We start from the raw sequence: 16662 nt of genomic DNA, 5'->3' as shown, positions 1-16662 counted from the left end.
CACACAACCAGAACAGTCTCCAGTCACACAATAAATGAATCAGATTTATAACTTCAGTGCAGGTCCCGCAACACTACCCAGAGAAATTTTGCAGCTGGCACGCGATGAAATGCTAGACTGGCACGGCAGTGGCATGTCGGTAATGGAAATGAGCCACCGCGGCCTAGAGTTTACTTCGATCATAGAAGACCTGGAACAGGATCTACGCGAACTGGTCAATATTCCGCCAAATTACAAGGTATTGTTTTTACAGGGCGGCGCGTCCAGTCAGTTCGCCATGGTGCCGATGAATTTGCTCCGCGGCAAAACGAAAGCCGATTATATCCATACCGGGCAATGGTCCGATAAAGCCATAAACGAAGCAAACCGTTATTGTTTTGTCAACATTGCCGCTTCATCAGAAGACGCCCGTTTTACGTATGTTCCACCGCAAGACCAGTGGCATCTTGATAGCGATGCCGCTTATGTTCACATGACATCCAACGAAACCATCGGTGGCGTCGAGTTTCACTGGACGCCAGAACCTCCCTCCGATCACGACATACCGATCGTAGCCGACATGTCTTCAAATATTCTTTCTCGTCCTCTGGACGTAACCCGTTATGGACTTATTTACGCCGGCGCACAGAAAAACCTGGGGCCTGCGGGCCTGGTATTGGTTATTATCCGCGAGGATCTTGCGGGTTTCGCGCAACCGGGAACACCGACACTGTTTGATTACCAGGCTCACATCAAACATAACTCCATGTATAACACACCACCGACCTACGCTATCTACATAACCGGCCTGGTAATAAAATGGCTAAAACGGCAAGGCGGGCTCGCCGCTATTGAACAAACCAACATTCGCAAGTCCGCTCTGCTCTATGACTTGATTGATTCCTGCGATTTTTATCAATGCCCTGTCGACGTACCGGACCGATCCAGAATGAATATTCCTTTCACACTAAGAAATCCCGCTTTGGACGCTTTGTTTCTTGAACAAGCCGAAGCAAACGGCCTCGTTCAACTCAAGGGTCACCGTTCCGTTGGCGGCATGCGCGCATCGTTGTACAATGCCATGCCCATGGATGGTGTTGTACAACTAATTGAATTCATGAAGGAGTTTGCCAACAAAAATGCCTGAACACCAACAAGCCGCTTTCAAGATTCTCACTTTGAATCATATTGCACCTGCTGGACTGGAACGTTTTCCTGCAGACAATTATCAGATCGGCAAAAATATCGTGCAGCCTGATGCCATTCTGGTCCGTTCGCACAATATGCTGAACATGGATATTCCCCAAACGATACTGGCTATCGGACGCGCGGGTGCCGGCACCAACAATATTCCGGTCCACGCCATGAGTGAACGTGGCCTCCCCGTATTTAACACGCCAGGCGCCAATGCCAATGCGGTTAAGGAACTGGTGTTGGCAGGCCTGTTACTGGCCGCCCGCAACCTGCTGCCCGCGTTACGTTTTGTTGAAACCCTGCAAGGCGACGACGAAGCCTTGCATAAGCTGGCAGAACGTGAAAAGAAACGTTTCTCAGGTATGGAATTGCCAGGACGTACGCTTGGCATTATCGGCCTGGGCGAAATTGGCAGACTGGTCGCAGATGCAGCGATTAAACTCGGCATGAAAGTCGTTGGCTATGATCCCAACATTACAGTTGAATCCGCTTGGAGTTTGTCGTCTGAAGTCAGGAAAGCCCAAAGTATTGAAGCCTTGTTGCGTACCAGCGATTTTATTACCGTTCACGTTCCCTTAGTTGACACCACATGGCACCTCATCAATGAAAAAAGCATCGGTAACATGAAGCAGGGTACGATTCTGCTGAATTTTTCGCGCAATACCATTGTCGATGAAGAAGCTGTGCTGACCGGAGCGTCATCCGGAAAAATAAAGTTTTATGTATGTGATTTTCCAAGCCAGAAATTGCAACACCATGATTCCGTTATTACCTTGCCGCATCTTGGCGCTTCAACTCTGGAGGCCGAAGAAAACTGCGCGGTAATGGTCGTGAATCAACTTGTTGATTTTCTGCAAAATGGTAATATTACCAACACCGTCAACTTTCCCAATACCACCATGGAGCGGGAATCATCCTATCGGATCGCCGTTGCCAACGAAAATGTTCCCAATATCGTAGGACAAATATCTACAGATCTGGCAAAGGCGGGTTTAAATATTCACAATATGGTGAATAAATCCCGGGGGGAGATCGCTTATACGCTGGTCGACGTCGACAGTCCGGTCCCGCAGCAGGTTATTAGCAAAATTGTTTCGATTTCAGGTGTTTTATCGGCGCGTTATGTGCCCGTCCCGATTCGACAAGTTAATTGATCAGTTATATGACTCATGAACAATTAAAACAATTACGTTACGAGATAGACAAAATTGACGGCGAAATACTAAAGCTCGTCAACAAACGCGCCGAGTTCGCCCAGAAAATTGGTTTTATAAAGAAAAACAACATTATTTACCGGCCTGAGCGCGAAGCACAAATACTGGCGCGGATGCAGCAAGATAATCCCGGGCCCCTGGACAGTGCGCGCATAGCACAGCTTTTCACTGAAATCATGTCGATCTGTCGTGCATTAGAAAAACCAATGACTGTAGCCTGTCTGGGGCCACAGGGCACATTCTCAGAGGAAGCCGCCACTAAGCGTTTTGGCAGCGCTTTTACCACGCTGCCATGCGATTCTATTGATGCAGTGTTTCGCAGTGTCGAGTCCAGCCGCGCCGGATATGGCGTTGTGCCCGTGGAAAACTCAACCGAAGGCGCGGTTGGCCGAACACTGGATCTGCTGCTGCAAACCTCTCTGACCGTCTGCGGAGAAATTCAGCTACCCGTCCATCAGTGTCTGATGGCCATACAGGCCGACCTGACAAAAATCGACAAAATTTTCTCCCATCCGCAGTCTTTCGCACAATGCCACCACTGGTTGCAGACGACGCTGCCTGGGGTTTCCAGCACTGCCTATATCAATACCAGCAGTAACGCCGATGCTGCCCGCCTGGCCGCACAAGACGAGCACGCTGCCGCTATTGCGAGCAAAAGAGCGGCCGATTTCTACAATTTGAAAATCTGCGCAGAAAATATCGAAGATGATTCTAAAAACACCACGCGTTTTCTGGTGCTCGGCACTCAGAAAGTGACGCCTTCAGGTAAAGACAAAACATCCTTGGTCATGTCGGCTGGTAATTATGCTGGTGCCATTCATAAATTATTGACACCGTTTGCTGTCAATGATGTCAGCATGACCCGTCTCGAATCCCGCCCTTCACGCATCCATCTGTGGCAGTATGTTTTTTTTGTCGATATCGAAGGTCACCAGAAAGACGCCAATGTCGCTAAAGCGCTTAAGGAACTCAACGAAAAAGCTTCGTTCCTGAAAATCCTCGGTTCTTATCCAGCAACATAGATTGTTACCAGCAACAAAGAACCTATCAACTTAAAACATTGACCAGTTTTTTAACCATCAACGAAAAATTGACTACTATGAATCTCTGCGATTTTGCACCGGAATATATTCGCGCAATTCATCCCTATCAACCCGGCAAACCGATATCGGAATTGGCCAGAGAAATGGGGCTCGATGAGTCCGGCATCGTAAAGCTGGCCTCCAACGAAAACCCGCTAGGCACCAGTCCTTTAGCGCTTGAAGCCATGATTCATACTCTGCATGATGTCACCCGATATCCGGACGGCAGTGGTTTCGAATTGAAACAGGCGCTATCCAAACTTTACGCTGTCAATACCGAACAAATCATTCTCGGAAACGGTTCCAATGACGTACTCGACCTCGCCGCACGCGTATTTCTTAAACCCGGCGCAGCAGCCGTCTACTCACAACATGCGTTTGCAGTCTACCCACTCGTGACACAAACTATTGGCGCCAACGGCATCTCCGTGCCGGCCAGAGAATATGGCCATGATCTGCCGGCCATGCTCGATGCGGTTACGCCGGAAACACGCATGGTATTCATCGCCAGCCCCAATAATCCAACCGGCACACTATCCGCTTCCGAAGATTTATTGCGATTTATGGAACGTGTATCAAAAGACGTATTGGTTGTCCTGGACGAAGCCTATAACGAATACCTCCCTGCAGCAAACAAGTCCGATAGCATCAATTGGCTGAAACAATTTTCCAATCTGGTTATCACACGCACCTTCTCCAAAGTCTATGGATTGGCCGGCGTGCGCATCGGCTTTGGTCTTGCACATCCTGAAGTCGCCAACCTTATGAATCGTGTGCGTCAACCGTTCAATGTCAGCAGTATCGGGCTGGCCGGTGCGTTGGCGGCACTGCAGGACAACGAATTCGTCCAGCAGTCATATGCTCTTAATCGCGCCGGAATGCTGCAACTCACAGATGGATTTCGCAAAATTGGAATAGAATATATTCCTTCGTATGGAAATTTCATCACTTTTCGTGTTGAAGGTGATGCGGCCGCTACTACCCGGATTTATCAGAATCTGTTACGCCAGGGTGTTATAGTCCGGCCGCTGGGCATATATGAGATGCCGCACCATCTGCGGGTTACCATCGGACTTGAGTCTGAAAATCAAAAATTTCTCAAATCACTAGAATACGCATTAGGAGAATTAGCGTGATCATTGTCATGAACAAAGAGGTGACCGAAGAACAAATCGGTAACGTCGTAAAAAAAATCCAGGATCTTGGCCATGAAGTCAATATCTCACGCGGTACCAGACGAGTAGTCATTGGTGCTATCGGTGATGAGACCAAACTCGACCCGGAAATTTTCGATCCGATGCCTGGTGTCGAATACTCAATGCATATCGTTAAACAATACAAAATTGTTTCACGCGAATCGCATCAACAAGATTCGGTTATTGACGTTCGTGGCATTCCAGTCGGTGGTAGCCAGATTCAGGTTATCGGTGGTCCGTGTTCAGTGGAAACGCAGACGCAAATGGATCTGGCTGCACAACAGGTATCCTCGGCAGGCTGCCGCCTGATGCGCGGTGGTGCATTCAAACCGCGCACCAGTCCGTATACTTTTCAGGGAAAAGGTCGCGATGGCTTGGGAATTTTCCGTACAGCCGCGGATAAATACAATCTGCCCATTGTCACCGAACTAATGGATGTACGTATGCTCGACACCTTCCTAGAGCATGATGTCGACGTCATCCAGATCGGCACGCGCAACATGCAGAATTTCGATCTGCTGAAGGAAGTCGGAGGTATTCACAAACCCGTCATCCTCAAGCGCGGCTTATCTGCAACCATCTCCGAGTGGCTGATGGCTGCTGAATATATTGCCGCAAGGGGCAATCACAATATCATTTTCTGCGAGCGCGGTATCCGTACTTTTGAAACCGCATACCGCAATGTGCTCGATGTCACCAGCGTGCCTATGCTAAAGCGCGAGACCCATCTACCCGTCATTATCGATCCGTCGCATGCCGGCGGCAAGGCCTGGATGGTACCCTCACTCGCCCGTGCAGCAATTGCCGCAGGCGCCGACGGTCTGCTGGTTGAAATGCATCCCAATCCATGCGAGGCCTGGTGCGATGCAGATCAGGCGCTGAATCCGCAGGAATTTACCGATTTGATAAATTCACTCAAAGGTATTGCCCAGGTCATTGGCCGAACGCTTTAATCTATGTTGCAGCATGTTTATGGCACACATTACGTTGAATAAGCTGGTTATTGTCGGTGTCGGACTGATTGGCGGCTCGTTTGCCCTTGCACTGCGCAAAGCTGGTATTGCCAACAATATAGTCGGCATCGGGCGCGGTCAAAAAAATATGCAACGCGCGCTAAATCTTGGCGTCATAGACGAAATTGCAAAGGACATGGCATCAGCGCTTCAGGATGCCGATTTTGTTCTACTCGCGATGCCTGTTGGCCAGACCAAAAACATCATGGCGCAGATTGCACCGCATCTGAGGACCGGCACCGTCGTATCAGATGCCGGCAGCACCAAACAGGATGTTGTCACAGCAGCCCGCAATCACCTGGATAATAACTTGAAAAACTTCGTGCCTGGACACCCAATCGCCGGCGCCGAATACAGTGGCGTGCTAGCCGCACAGGACAGTCTGTATATTGACAAACACGTCATTCTCACACCGATCAAAGAAACACATATTACGGCAATTGAAATAACCACCGCACTATGGCAGGCCTGCGGCGCCAAGGTGTCACAAATGCAGGTGGCAGAACATGATGAGACGCTCGCAGCCACCAGTCATTTGCCGCATATTCTCGCGTTCACGCTGATGAATTATCTGCGCAACAATTCAAACCATCCCAGAAGCCTGCTGCACTTTGCCGGCAGCGGTTTTCGTGACTTCACCCGTATCGCCAGCAGTTCACCGGAAATGTGGCGCGATATCTGTTTGGCCAATCGGGAAGCACTGCTGAAACAGATCGCTGCCTATCAAAATGAATTAAATACTATACAAGCTGTTTTGACAAATGTGGATGGAGAAGCGCTGGAAAAAGCATTTTCTCAAGCACGGGAAATGCGGGAGGACTGGTTAAGCCGAAAAAATTAAAGATTCATTTTAAATTTGAACAAAATATAAATATTTTTAAAAGCGAGCAATTTTATTTTTAACTGACTCCAGTTTAAGGGGCACTAACAATTCGTGAATTATTTCTTTTGTTCCTGAAATGGTGCCATGCATTGTTGTCCTCCGCTGCGTTACCACTCGCTCATGTAGAGTGACCACATCACGCACATTCTGCCTTGCTGAGGACTAAAATGGGTATCGGCAGCAACAGCCCATAATTGTTAACACTCCCTAGTCTCTTTGCATTTCAACAACAGAAATTTTTTTAGCCGTGGCCTTGAAATTCCATGGTATAGGCATTATCATTGCTAGCACTCATTGATAGCGAGTGCCAATATCATTTCACGGATTGCAAAATCCTAAAAATATCAGAACAGCTTATCAATAGATTGACAAATTATTTCATACATTTGCGTTAAATTTTTTAATAGGAGACAAAAGCATGAAAATTCGTCCATTACATGATCGCGTGATCGTCAAGCGACTTGAGGAAGAGCGTAAAACAGCTTCCGGCATCGTAATTCCAGACAGCGCTACCGAAAAGCCTGATCAGGGTGAAGTTCTTGCGGTAGGCAAGGGTAAAGCAGGCGACGATGGAAACGTGCGTGCATTGGAAGTCAAAGTGGGCGACAAAGTTTTGTTCGGCAAGTATTCCGGTCAGGCTGTCAAAGTTGAAGGCGATGAACTGTTAGTAATGCGCGAAGAAGACATTATGGGTGTGATTGAGGGCTGATAGCATCCAGCTTGTTCAGGATAGTGACACGCTAAAACAATAGGTTTAAGTACGAGGAGAAAGAAAATTATGTCAGCAAAAGAAGTGAAATTTGGAGATATAGCACGCCACAAACTGATCGACGGGGTTAACATATTGGCCGACGCGGTCAAAGTAACACTGGGACCCAAAGGCCGCAATGTTGTTTTGGACCGTGCCTATGGTGCGCCAACAATTACCAAAGATGGCGTGTCTGTTGCTAAGGAAATTGAACTGAAAGACAAGTTTGAAAACATGGGCGCACAGATGCTCAAAGAAGTATCCAGCAAGACATCTGATGTAGCCGGCGACGGCACAACAACTGCAACAGTTCTGGCGCAGTCGATTGTTAAAGAAGGTATGCGTTATGTTGCCGCTGGTATGAATCCGATGGATTTGAAACGCGGTATTGACAAGGCTGTCACCGCTACAGTTGAAGAACTGAAAAAAATGTCCAAACCCTGCGCCACGGCAAAAGAAATCGCTCAGGTAGGCAGCATTTCAGCAAACTCTGACGCTGAAATCGGTAAAATTATTTCTGACGCGATGGACAAGGTCGGCAAGGAAGGCGTGATTTCTGTTGAGGACGGTTCTGGGCTCCAGAATGAACTGGAAGTAGTCGAAGGCATGCAGTTTGACCGCGGTTACCTGTCTCCTTATTTTGTCAGCAGCGCTGAAAAACAAATTGCACTGCTGGATGACCCTTACATCCTGCTACACGATAAAAAAATATCTAACATTAGAGACTTACTTCCAGTTCTGGAGCAAGTTGCTAAGGCCAGCAAGCCATTACTGATTATCGCAGAAGATATTGAAGGTGAAGCATTGGCAACACTGGTAGTAAACAATATTCGCGGTATCCTGAAAACATGTGCTGTTAAGGCGCCTGGCTTTGGCGACCGCCGTAAAGCCATGCTTGAAGATATCGCCATTCTGACCGGCGGCACAGTTATTTCCGAAGAAGTCGGCTTATCGCTTGAAAAAGTCACGCTGGATAATCTGGGCCAGGCAAAACGCGTAGAAGTTGGCAAAGAAAATACCACTATCATTGATGGCGCGGGTGAAGCAGCTAATATCGAAGGCCGTGTCAAACAAATTCGTGCGCAGATCGAAGAAGCGAGTAGCGATTATGACAAAGAAAAACTGCAAGAACGGGTAGCCAAGCTAGCGGGCGGTGTTGCACTGATTAAAGTCGGCGCAGCCACCGAAGTGGAAATGAAAGAGAAAAAAGCGCGTGTTGAAGACGCCTTGCATGCGACACGCGCAGCTGTGGAAGAAGGTGTAATAGCAGGTGGTGGCGTCGCGTTGTTGCGTACCATTCCAGCCATTCAAAAATTGAAAGGGGACAACCACGATCAGGATGCCGGAATCAAGATTGTCATTCGTGCACTCGAAGAGCCGTTACGTCAAATCGTAACCAACTCAGGCGATGAGCCTTCAGTTGTGGTTAACAAAGTTGTCGAAGGCACTGGTAACTATGGCTATAACGCAGCGACCGGAGAATACGGCGACATGGTTGAAACCGGTGTGCTGGATCCAACCAAAGTAGCACGCTCCGCTTTGCAAAATGCAGCATCAGTTGCTAGTTTGATACTGACCACCGATGCTATGGTTGCAGAATTGCCAAAAGAGGAATCACCTGGCGGTGCAGCCGGCATGGGCGGTATGGGCGGTATGGGCGGTATGGGCGGCATGGATATGTAACAACACCGTAGCGCGTAGCGTTATGGCTGGTGCGCTATAATGTTCTGGCCGATACCAAGCAACAACCCTGTCGGTAGGGGTTGTTGCTTTTTTTTAGTGAACAGATCGCTGCAATTGAGAATGAATGATCTGAAACATCAATGCAATCATATGCTTTATTCTTTTTTCGTGACGGTTGAAGCATGGTACAGTTGACAATATGAATCATTACAGTGATTACTCACCACCTGATAACCTGTTGCAAAATCGCGTCATTCTTGTAACAGGTGCCGGACAGGGATTGGGGCGCGCGGCAGCAATTGCTTTTGCGAAACATGGTGCTGTTATCATACTGCATGGCAGAACAACTAAAAAGCTTGAGCGCGTGTATGACGAAATTGAAACACTCGGTATAACGCAACCTGTTATTTACCCGCTCAACCTGGAAAAAGCCTCAGAAAACGACTACAACCTGCTAGTGCAGGCAATCGCCGAACAATTTGGACGTTTGGACGGTATTTTGCATAATGCTGCATTCCTGCATGGACCAAGTCCGATGGAGTCTCAAACACTTGAACAATGGCAAACACTGCTGCAAGTCAACCTGATTGCACCATTTGCACTGACAAAAGCCTGCCTGCCTCTATTAAAAGCCGCGCCTGACGCCAGCATCATTATGACAGCCAGTTCGCACGGACAGCGTCCGACAGCATACTGGGGCGGTTTTTCAGTTGCCAAAGCAGGAGTCGAGGCGCTGGTAAAAATACAGGCGGATGAATGGAGCATGCTGCCAAACCTGCGTATCAATGCATTAATCCCGGGTGCGGTCAATACACCGCAACGTGCAAAAACACACCCCGGCGAGATCAAAAAAATATTACCGCAACCTGATGATTTAATGCCTGCTTATTTGTTTCTCATGGGCCCGGACAGCAATACGGTAAACGGTGAAATTATTCAGTGTCAGGTGCAGCATTAAATGCTCACTCTCAGTTAAACGGGTATAATCATAGCGTTGAGCAAGGTATATGCATCAATACGTATGTAATGCGTATCAAAAGGGAGATTTAACAACGGAGCGAAAGTGGCGGAATTGGTAGACGCACCAGATTTAGGTTCTGGCGCCGCAAGGTGTGGGGGTTCGAGTCCCCCCTTTCGCACCACTGGCACCTATCTTCCATTGTCTCTTTAACAACCGGTTTCGCACATAACTGACTGACTGGAAATCTGAAACAGCTGATTATCCGGTTACAATATAGCCTAATATTAACATTGACATTTAATTTTTTAAGTTGTTATTCAATCAGGAATTTTAATGCAATCAAATGTAGAAAATCTCGGAGCGCTTGAACGTCGTATCGACATATCCATTCCACAAGATCAAATACAAGAAGAAGTCGACAAACGCCTGAAACAACTGGCAAAGAAAGTCAAAATGCACGGTTTCCGTCCTGGCAAAGTGCCGTTAAAACTGGTATCTCAACGGTATGGCGCAGAAGTACAACAGGAAGTGCTAGGGGATGCACTGAGTAAAAAATTCAGTGAAGTTGTCAAAGAACATAATCTGCAGGTTGCCGGCTATCCGCGCTATGAAACAAAGCAGAATAACGATAACCCTGCGCAATATGCGTTCACTGCCCGGTTTGAAGTGTATCCAGAAATTGTTGTCGGTGACTTGAGCCAGCTGTCGATCGAAAAACCAGTAACTCAGTTAGCTGCTGAAGATGTTGATAAGACCATAGAAATGATTCGAAAACAACATGTTCAATACCAAACTGCAGATCGTGCAGTTATAGAAGGAGACCGCGTTAAGCTGGATTTTAATGGAAAACTGGGCGGCAAGGATTTTGAAGGCGGCAAAGGCGAAGATATATATTTGGTTGTCGGCGAGGAAAATTTTATTAAAGACTTTGAGGCAGCGTTGATTGGAATGCAGGCGGACGAAGAAAAAACGTTTGATGTAGTATTTCCTGAGGACTATCATGGCAAGGAGATTGCGGGGCAAACAATTATTTTTGATGTCAAACTCAAATCCGTCGAACTGCCTGTGCTACCGGAAATCAACGAAGATTTCGCCAAACAATTAGGTATTCAGAATGGCAATCTTGAAAAAATGCGTGACGATATCCGTCACGATCTGGAGCGCGAAGTTTCGAAACGCATTAATGCCAAGCTTAAAGATCAGGCTATGCAGTGCCTGATGGATGCCGTTCCGATCGATGCACCGAATGTGCTGGTTGCTCAGGAAACCGCCCGTTTAATGGAAAATACACGCAAAAATTTTACCGCGCGAGGCATGCGTGCAGACGATATGAAGCTTACACCTGACATGTTCAAAAATAAAGCAGAGCATCGAATCAAGCTGGGACTGATTCTGGCTGAGCTGTTGAAAATACATCAACTAAAAGCAACGCCAGAACAAGTGCGTAAAGTGATTGAAGAAAACGCTCAGGGCTATGAGAACCCGGAAGAAATCGTAAAATGGCATTATGCATCTAAAGAACGTCTGCAGGATGCGGAATCAATTGCTTTAGAAGCAAATGTAGTGCAATGGGTACTGCAACAGGTCAATGTAGTTGAAAAACAGATGACTTTTGATGAACTGATGGAGATCGCCTGATATGACGGAAAGATTCGAATGGCAGCAAGCCATTGAACCAAGAAATCTCGGACTGATACCGATGGTTATAGAAACCAGTGGGCGTGGAGAACGCGCGTATGACATCTATTCGCGCCTGCTGAAAGAGCGAGTCATCTTTATGGTGGGACCGGTAAATGAAACAACCGCAAATCTTGTTGTGGCACAATTACTGTTTCTCGAATCCGAAAATTCGGAAAAGGATATCCATTTATATATTAATTCTCCGGGTGGCATGGTGTCTGCAGGGCTTGCCATTTACGATACAATGCAATACATTAAACCGGATATCAGTACGTTATGCATTGGACAAGCGGCCAGCATGGGTGCCTTGCTGCTAACTGCTGGTGCAAAAGGCAAGCGATATTGTCTTCCTAATTCGCGCGTGATGATTCATCAACCGCTTGGCGGATTTCAAGGACAGGCATCCGATATAGAAATTCACGCCAAAGAGATTTTATATTTAAGGTCGCGGTTAAACGAGATTATGGCGAAACATACAGGCCAGCCCGTAACAGAAATAGAAAAAGATACTGACCGCGATAATTTTCTAAGTGCTGAAGAATCGGTTAGTTACGGATTGGTTGACGCCGTGCTAACACATCGTGATGAAACTGCCGATTAAAGACTCTTGTATAGTAATTACTGTGTACAGTAATTGTATCTTTTTTAACATTGCCATTGGCTAAATGACGTCAGGATAAAAATTATATGGCAGACAAAACTAATAGTGAAAAACTGCTTTACTGTTCTTTTTGCGGTAAAAGTCAGCATGAAGTGAGAAAACTGATCGCAGGTCCATCAGTTTTTATTTGTGATGAATGTATTGAGCTGTGTAACGATATCATTCGTGAGGAAATGCAGGGTGACGAGGCAACCAAGCTAGTCAAGTCCAATCTACCTGTGCCGCATGAAATCAACCAGACACTGGACCAATATGTCATTGGCCAGGAATCCGCAAAGAAAATTTTATCGGTTGCTGTTTATAACCATTATAAGCGTCTGAAAAATATTGCAAAATCAAATGACGGGGATGAGATTGAGCTATCCAAAAGTAATATTTTACTGATTGGTCCGACAGGTTCGGGAAAGACTTTACTAGCACAAACATTGGCGCGATTGCTGGATGTACCTTTTATTATGGCAGACGCTACAGCATTGACTGAGGCTGGCTACGTCGGTGAAGATGTTGAAAACATAATTCAGAAACTGTTACAAAAATGTAATTACGATGCTGAAAAAGCGCAACGTGGTATCGTATATATTGATGAAATAGATAAAATTTCACGCAAATCGGATAACCCTTCAATAACCCGCGATGTTTCTGGTGAAGGGGTGCAGCAGGCGCTGTTAAAGCTGATTGAAGGCACCACAGCAATGGTGCCACCACAAGGCGGGCGCAAGCATCCAAATCAGGAATTTGTTCAGGTCGATACAACGAACATTCTGTTCATTTGCGGTGGTGCTTTTGACGGCCTGGATAAAGTAATCCGCGCACGTTCAGAAAAAGGCGGAATTGGTTTCGGTGCCGATGTCAGAAGCCAGAAACGAAAGGATATCAATAAAATCCTGCAGAATGTTGAGCCGGAAGATCTGGTCAAATTCGGATTGATCCCGGAATTTGTCGGCCGCTTGCCAGTTGTCGCTACTCTTGACGAATTGAATGAAGATGCCTTGGTTCAGATTTTAACCGAACCAAAAAATGCGCTGGTTAAACAATACTGGAAGATGTTTAATATGGAAGGCGGCGTCGATCTGGAGTTTCGCGAGGCGGCGCTCAGAGCGATTGCCCAAAAAGCTTTGTCAAGAAAGACCGGCGCACGTGGCTTGCGTTCAATCATGGAAGATATCCTGCTCGACATTATGTACGATCTGCCGTCTCTGGAAAATGTAACAAAGGTCGTTATCGACTACAACGTGGCAAATGAGGATATTAAGCCGATTCTGATTTATTCAGATCAACAAAAAATCGCAAAAACTTCCAGCTAACCAATATCAATCTGTCTTGATCAGACAGAAATATAATATTTCTTTGTATGACAATAGCATGAATTGAAACATATATCTGTGTGCATCAGATCGCCTCATGCACTCCATTCACTTTTCCGTGGAAAAATTTAAAGCTAGGCCGTGTTGTATCTTCTCGCGAATCCAGTTTTGCGGCTTTTATCCGGCATGGCGCATTAAAATCCGATAACACACATAATCAAACAAGCAGAAAAATATCCTGCTGTTTTTAAGTATACGGCAGATGGAACTATGTTACTGTAATGCACAATTGACTTGAGATTTTGGTAAGCGGACATATACTATTGTTAAATGTACAATCCAATCGGAATATTAAATAAATATGACCTCTCTAGTAGTAGATGACTCTGAACAATTAATACTGCCATTGCTTCCTTTGCGGGACGTGGTTGTATTTCCGCATATGGTAATTCCGTTATTTGTTGGACGGCAAAAATCTATTAAAGCGCTTGAGCTTGCAATGGAGTCCAACAAAAACATTTTGCTGGTTGCACAAAAAATAGCATCTAAAGATGAACCGGAACCAAACGATATGTACGATGTCTGCAGTATTGCCAGCATTCTGCAAATGCTAAAACTGCCAGATGGTACTGTTAAAGTCTTGGTTGAAGGCAATCAACGTGCGCGCATTCTGGACTTTATAGATTCTGAAAGCCATTTTGACGGTAAAGCTGTACCGATTCCTCAAGCACAGGAGGACAAACCGGAAGCGGAAGCCATGCGACGCGCATTAATGACGCAATTTGATCAATATGTCAAACTCAATAAAAAAATTCCGCCTGAAATCATCACTTCGCTCAGCGGAATTGACGAAGCCGGCCGCCTTGCCGATACGATTGCTGCTTATCTGCCTTTAAAGCTTGAGCAGAAACAGGACGTACTTGAGATTTTCAATGTCAACAAACGGCTTGAGCATTTACTCGGACTGTTAGAAACTGAACTGGATATCCTGCAGGTTGAAAAACGCATTCGTGGCAGAGTCAAGCGCCAGATGGAAAAAAGCCAGAGAGATTACTATTTGAATGAGCAGGTCAAAGCCATTCAGAAAGAGCTTGGCGAAGGTGAAGATGGCGCTGATCTAGAAGAAATAGAACGAAAAATCAAAGCGGCTAATATGCCTAAAGAGGCGCACGAAAAGGCGGAATCAGAACTCAGAAAACTGCGCTTGATGTCACCGATGTCCGCTGAAGCAACCGTCGTACGCAACTATATTGATGTGCTTCTCGGCCTGCCATGGAATAAGAAAAACAAGATTAGTAAGGATCTTAGTACTGCGGAGGCTGTACTGAATGAAGATCATTATGGTCTTGAAAAGGTTAAAGAGAGAATCATTGAATACTTGGCCGTCCAGCAACGCGTTGACAAACTGAAAGCCCCGATTTTGTGTCTGGTAGGACCACCGGGTGTGGGTAAAACATCGCTTGGGCAATCCATTGCCCGTGCGGTTAACAGAAAATTTGTGCGCATGGCGTTGGGCGGCGTCAGAGATGAAGCCGAGATACGCGGACATCGAAAAACATATATAGGCTCAATGCCGGGAAAAATCCTACAAAATATGACTAAAGTCGGCGTAAGAAATCCATTATTCCTTCTGGACGAAGTAGACAAAATGGGCATGGATTTTCGCGGCGATCCAGCATCGGCATTATTGGAAGTGCTTGATCCTGAGCAAAATCATACTTTTGTCGATCATTATGTAGAAGTTGAGTATGACTTGTCGAATGTAATGTTCGTAGCAACCGCCAATTCGTTGAATATTCCACCCGCACTACTCGACCGTCTGGAAGTGATTCATCTGTCCGGTTACACCGAAGACGAAAAACTGAATATCGCTGCGAAATATTTGTTGCCGAAACAATTAAAAAACCATGGTCTGAAAAAAAGCGAGCTTACGCTTTCCGATACGGCATACCGTGATATCGTACGTTACTATACACGCGAATCAGGTGTTCGCGCGCTGGAACGCGAAATTTCCAAAATTTGCAGAAAAACTGTCAAAACACTATTGCTTGATAAAGAGAAAGGGAAAGTATCAGTTACTTCGCGCAACCTCGACAAATTCCTAGGTGTACGCCGCTTTTCATATGGCGTAGCCGAAAAAGAAAACCAAATCGGCCAGGTTACTGGGCTGGCATGGACTGAAGTGGGCGGCGAGTTACTAACTATAGAATCGGTTGTCGTACCAGGCAAAGGCAAAACCATTACCACTGGGAAACTGGGCGAAGTCATGCAAGAATCCATACAGGCTGCGCTGTCTGTTGTCCGCAGCCGGTCTCACCTGTTAGGTATACCGGAAGAATTTTATCAGAAAAAGGACATTCACATTCACCTGCCGGAAGGCGCCACGCCTAAAGACGGACCCAGTGCCGGTATCGGCATTTGTGTAGCCATGGTGTCAGTCCTGACAGATATTGCCGTTAGATCGGACGTAGCGATGACAGGAGAAATCACGTTGCGCGGCGAAGTGCTGCCAATTGGCGGGCTCAAGGAAAAACTGCTTGCTGCACACCGTGGTGGTATCAAGAAAGTGATTATTCCGGAAAAAAATGCCAAAGACCTTGCGGATATTCCTGAAAATATTAAAAGCAGCTTAACCATCAAACCTGTAAAATGGATCGATCAGGTACTGGATATTGCACTAGAACATAAGCCACAATCCGTCCCAACAACGATATCGGCTTCAGCAGCTTCGATACAATCAAGTGCTGAAGACAAAATGACAAATCGTGTTATTAAACACTGAGAATATGTCTGGTTAAAAATCAGACGCATTTAAGGATTGTAATTTGAATCATGACGATACGGACTATATTTTCAGCGGAATTGGCGAGGATTTCGTAATCCCTGGACAAGTTTCTGAGGCGAAAAATTCTGTTTTAAAAACAGATTGTACAATAGCTGTTAATAGAAAAACAGTTACTGGCAAGGTAAATTTGTTCTGTTCCGAAAAAGCCGAAGAATTCAGCATTTCAGTTGATCACCGTATCTCACTTTATTGATTATAAGAGTATTTTTTGTCACATGT

14 protein-coding genes and 1 tRNA gene are annotated in these 16662 nt (G+C 46.1%); all 15 read left to right on the top strand.

From position 1 onward, the window contains the following. The first annotated feature begins 34 nt into the window (after nt 1–34). The 15 genes from serC to BMY60_RS10990 all read left to right on the top strand — a co-directional run bounded on the left by serC (nt 35) and on the right by BMY60_RS10990 (nt 16636). Entirely contained in the window at nt 35–1126 is a 1092-nt protein-coding gene (gene serC, locus BMY60_RS11060) for a 3-phosphoserine/phosphohydroxythreonine transaminase (protein ID WP_090333638.1), read from the top strand. Beyond that, nucleotides 1119–2327 carry a phosphoglycerate dehydrogenase gene (locus BMY60_RS11055; protein ID WP_090333637.1) on the top strand — a complete coding sequence of 403 codons (1209 nt, stop codon included), beginning with the start codon at nt 1119–1121 and terminating at the stop codon, nt 2325–2327. The genes serC and BMY60_RS11055 overlap by 8 nt, the downstream gene beginning before the upstream one ends. A gap of 8 nt (nt 2328–2335) precedes the next feature. Beyond that, on the top strand, nt 2336–3409 hold the full coding sequence (pheA, locus tag BMY60_RS11050) for a prephenate dehydratase (RefSeq protein ID WP_090333635.1): 1074 nt from the start codon (nt 2336–2338) through the stop codon (nt 3407–3409). 77 nt (nt 3410–3486) lie between these two features. Next, nucleotides 3487–4605, top strand: a complete 1119-nt coding sequence (gene hisC, locus BMY60_RS11045) for a histidinol-phosphate transaminase (RefSeq protein WP_090333652.1) — start codon at nt 3487–3489, stop codon at nt 4603–4605. Continuing rightward, nucleotides 4602–5618: a 3-deoxy-7-phosphoheptulonate synthase gene (gene aroF / locus BMY60_RS11040; protein ID WP_090333634.1), complete on the top strand. Its 1017-nt coding sequence runs from the start codon at nt 4602–4604 to the stop codon at nt 5616–5618. Before hisC ends, aroF begins: the two co-directional genes overlap by 4 nt. A gap of 19 nt (nt 5619–5637) precedes the next feature. Next, on the top strand, nt 5638–6519 hold the full coding sequence (locus BMY60_RS11035; protein ID WP_090333632.1) for a prephenate dehydrogenase: 882 nt from the start codon (nt 5638–5640) through the stop codon (nt 6517–6519). Between the two features lie 460 nt (nt 6520–6979). After that, nucleotides 6980–7270, top strand: a complete 291-nt coding sequence (groES, locus tag BMY60_RS11030; RefSeq protein ID WP_090333630.1) for a co-chaperone GroES — start codon at nt 6980–6982, stop codon at nt 7268–7270. Nucleotides 7271–7339: 69 nt separating this feature from the next. Continuing rightward, on the top strand, nt 7340–8992 hold the full coding sequence (gene groL / locus BMY60_RS11025) for a chaperonin GroEL (RefSeq protein WP_090333629.1): 1653 nt from the start codon (nt 7340–7342) through the stop codon (nt 8990–8992). Between the two features lie 199 nt (nt 8993–9191). Further along, on the top strand, nt 9192–9950 hold the full coding sequence (locus tag BMY60_RS11020; RefSeq protein ID WP_090333627.1) for a YciK family oxidoreductase: 759 nt from the start codon (nt 9192–9194) through the stop codon (nt 9948–9950). 99 nt (nt 9951–10049) lie between these two features. Next, nucleotides 10050–10134, top strand: a tRNA-Leu gene (locus tag BMY60_RS11015). Nucleotides 10135–10286: 152 nt separating this feature from the next. Then, on the top strand, nt 10287–11591 hold the full coding sequence (gene tig, locus BMY60_RS11010) for a trigger factor (RefSeq protein ID WP_090333626.1): 1305 nt from the start codon (nt 10287–10289) through the stop codon (nt 11589–11591). 1 nt (nt 11592) lies between these two features. Beyond that, entirely contained in the window at nt 11593–12234 is a 642-nt protein-coding gene (gene clpP / locus BMY60_RS11005; RefSeq protein WP_090333624.1) for an ATP-dependent Clp endopeptidase proteolytic subunit ClpP, read from the top strand. Between the two features lie 86 nt (nt 12235–12320). Continuing rightward, nucleotides 12321–13598, top strand: coding sequence for an ATP-dependent Clp protease ATP-binding subunit ClpX (gene clpX, locus BMY60_RS11000; protein ID WP_090333623.1), 1278 nt, complete (start codon nt 12321–12323; stop codon nt 13596–13598). Nucleotides 13599–13959: 361 nt separating this feature from the next. After that, a complete protein-coding gene (gene lon, locus BMY60_RS10995) occupies nt 13960–16380 on the top strand; it encodes an endopeptidase La (protein WP_090333621.1) in 2421 nt (806 codons plus the stop codon). Between the two features lie 43 nt (nt 16381–16423). Next, on the top strand, nt 16424–16636 hold the full coding sequence (locus BMY60_RS10990) for a hypothetical protein (RefSeq protein WP_090333620.1): 213 nt from the start codon (nt 16424–16426) through the stop codon (nt 16634–16636). The last annotated feature ends 26 nt before the right edge of the window (nt 16637–16662 follow it).

The sequence above is a fragment of the Nitrosomonas sp. Nm51 genome, assembly GCF_900111165.1.
In the GTDB taxonomy this organism is placed as follows: Bacteria; Pseudomonadota; Gammaproteobacteria; order Burkholderiales; family Nitrosomonadaceae; genus Nitrosomonas.
The sequence above is the reverse complement of the archived record's forward strand: the minus strand, read 5'-3'. Positions and strand labels throughout refer to the sequence as shown.

Coding starts and splice junctions, on each gene's coding strand:
- BMY60_RS11055 (WP_090333637.1), top strand. CDS start 1,119: ATGCCTGAACACCAACAAGCCGCTTTCAAGATTCTCACTTTGAATCAT.
- hisC (WP_090333652.1), top strand. CDS start 3,487: ATGAATCTCTGCGATTTTGCACCGGAATATATTCGCGCAATTCATCCC.
- BMY60_RS11035 (WP_090333632.1), top strand. CDS start 5,638: ATGGCACACATTACGTTGAATAAGCTGGTTATTGTCGGTGTCGGACTG.
- clpX (WP_090333623.1), top strand. CDS start 12,321: ATGGCAGACAAAACTAATAGTGAAAAACTGCTTTACTGTTCTTTTTGC.
- tig (WP_090333626.1), top strand. CDS start 10,287: ATGCAATCAAATGTAGAAAATCTCGGAGCGCTTGAACGTCGTATCGAC.
- BMY60_RS11020 (WP_090333627.1), top strand. CDS start 9,192: ATGAATCATTACAGTGATTACTCACCACCTGATAACCTGTTGCAAAAT.
- pheA (WP_090333635.1), top strand. CDS start 2,336: ATGACTCATGAACAATTAAAACAATTACGTTACGAGATAGACAAAATT.
- serC (WP_090333638.1), top strand. CDS start 35: ATGAATCAGATTTATAACTTCAGTGCAGGTCCCGCAACACTACCCAGA.
- clpP (WP_090333624.1), top strand. CDS start 11,593: ATGACGGAAAGATTCGAATGGCAGCAAGCCATTGAACCAAGAAATCTC.
- groES (WP_090333630.1), top strand. CDS start 6,980: ATGAAAATTCGTCCATTACATGATCGCGTGATCGTCAAGCGACTTGAG.
- lon (WP_090333621.1), top strand. CDS start 13,960: ATGACCTCTCTAGTAGTAGATGACTCTGAACAATTAATACTGCCATTG.
- groL (WP_090333629.1), top strand. CDS start 7,340: ATGTCAGCAAAAGAAGTGAAATTTGGAGATATAGCACGCCACAAACTG.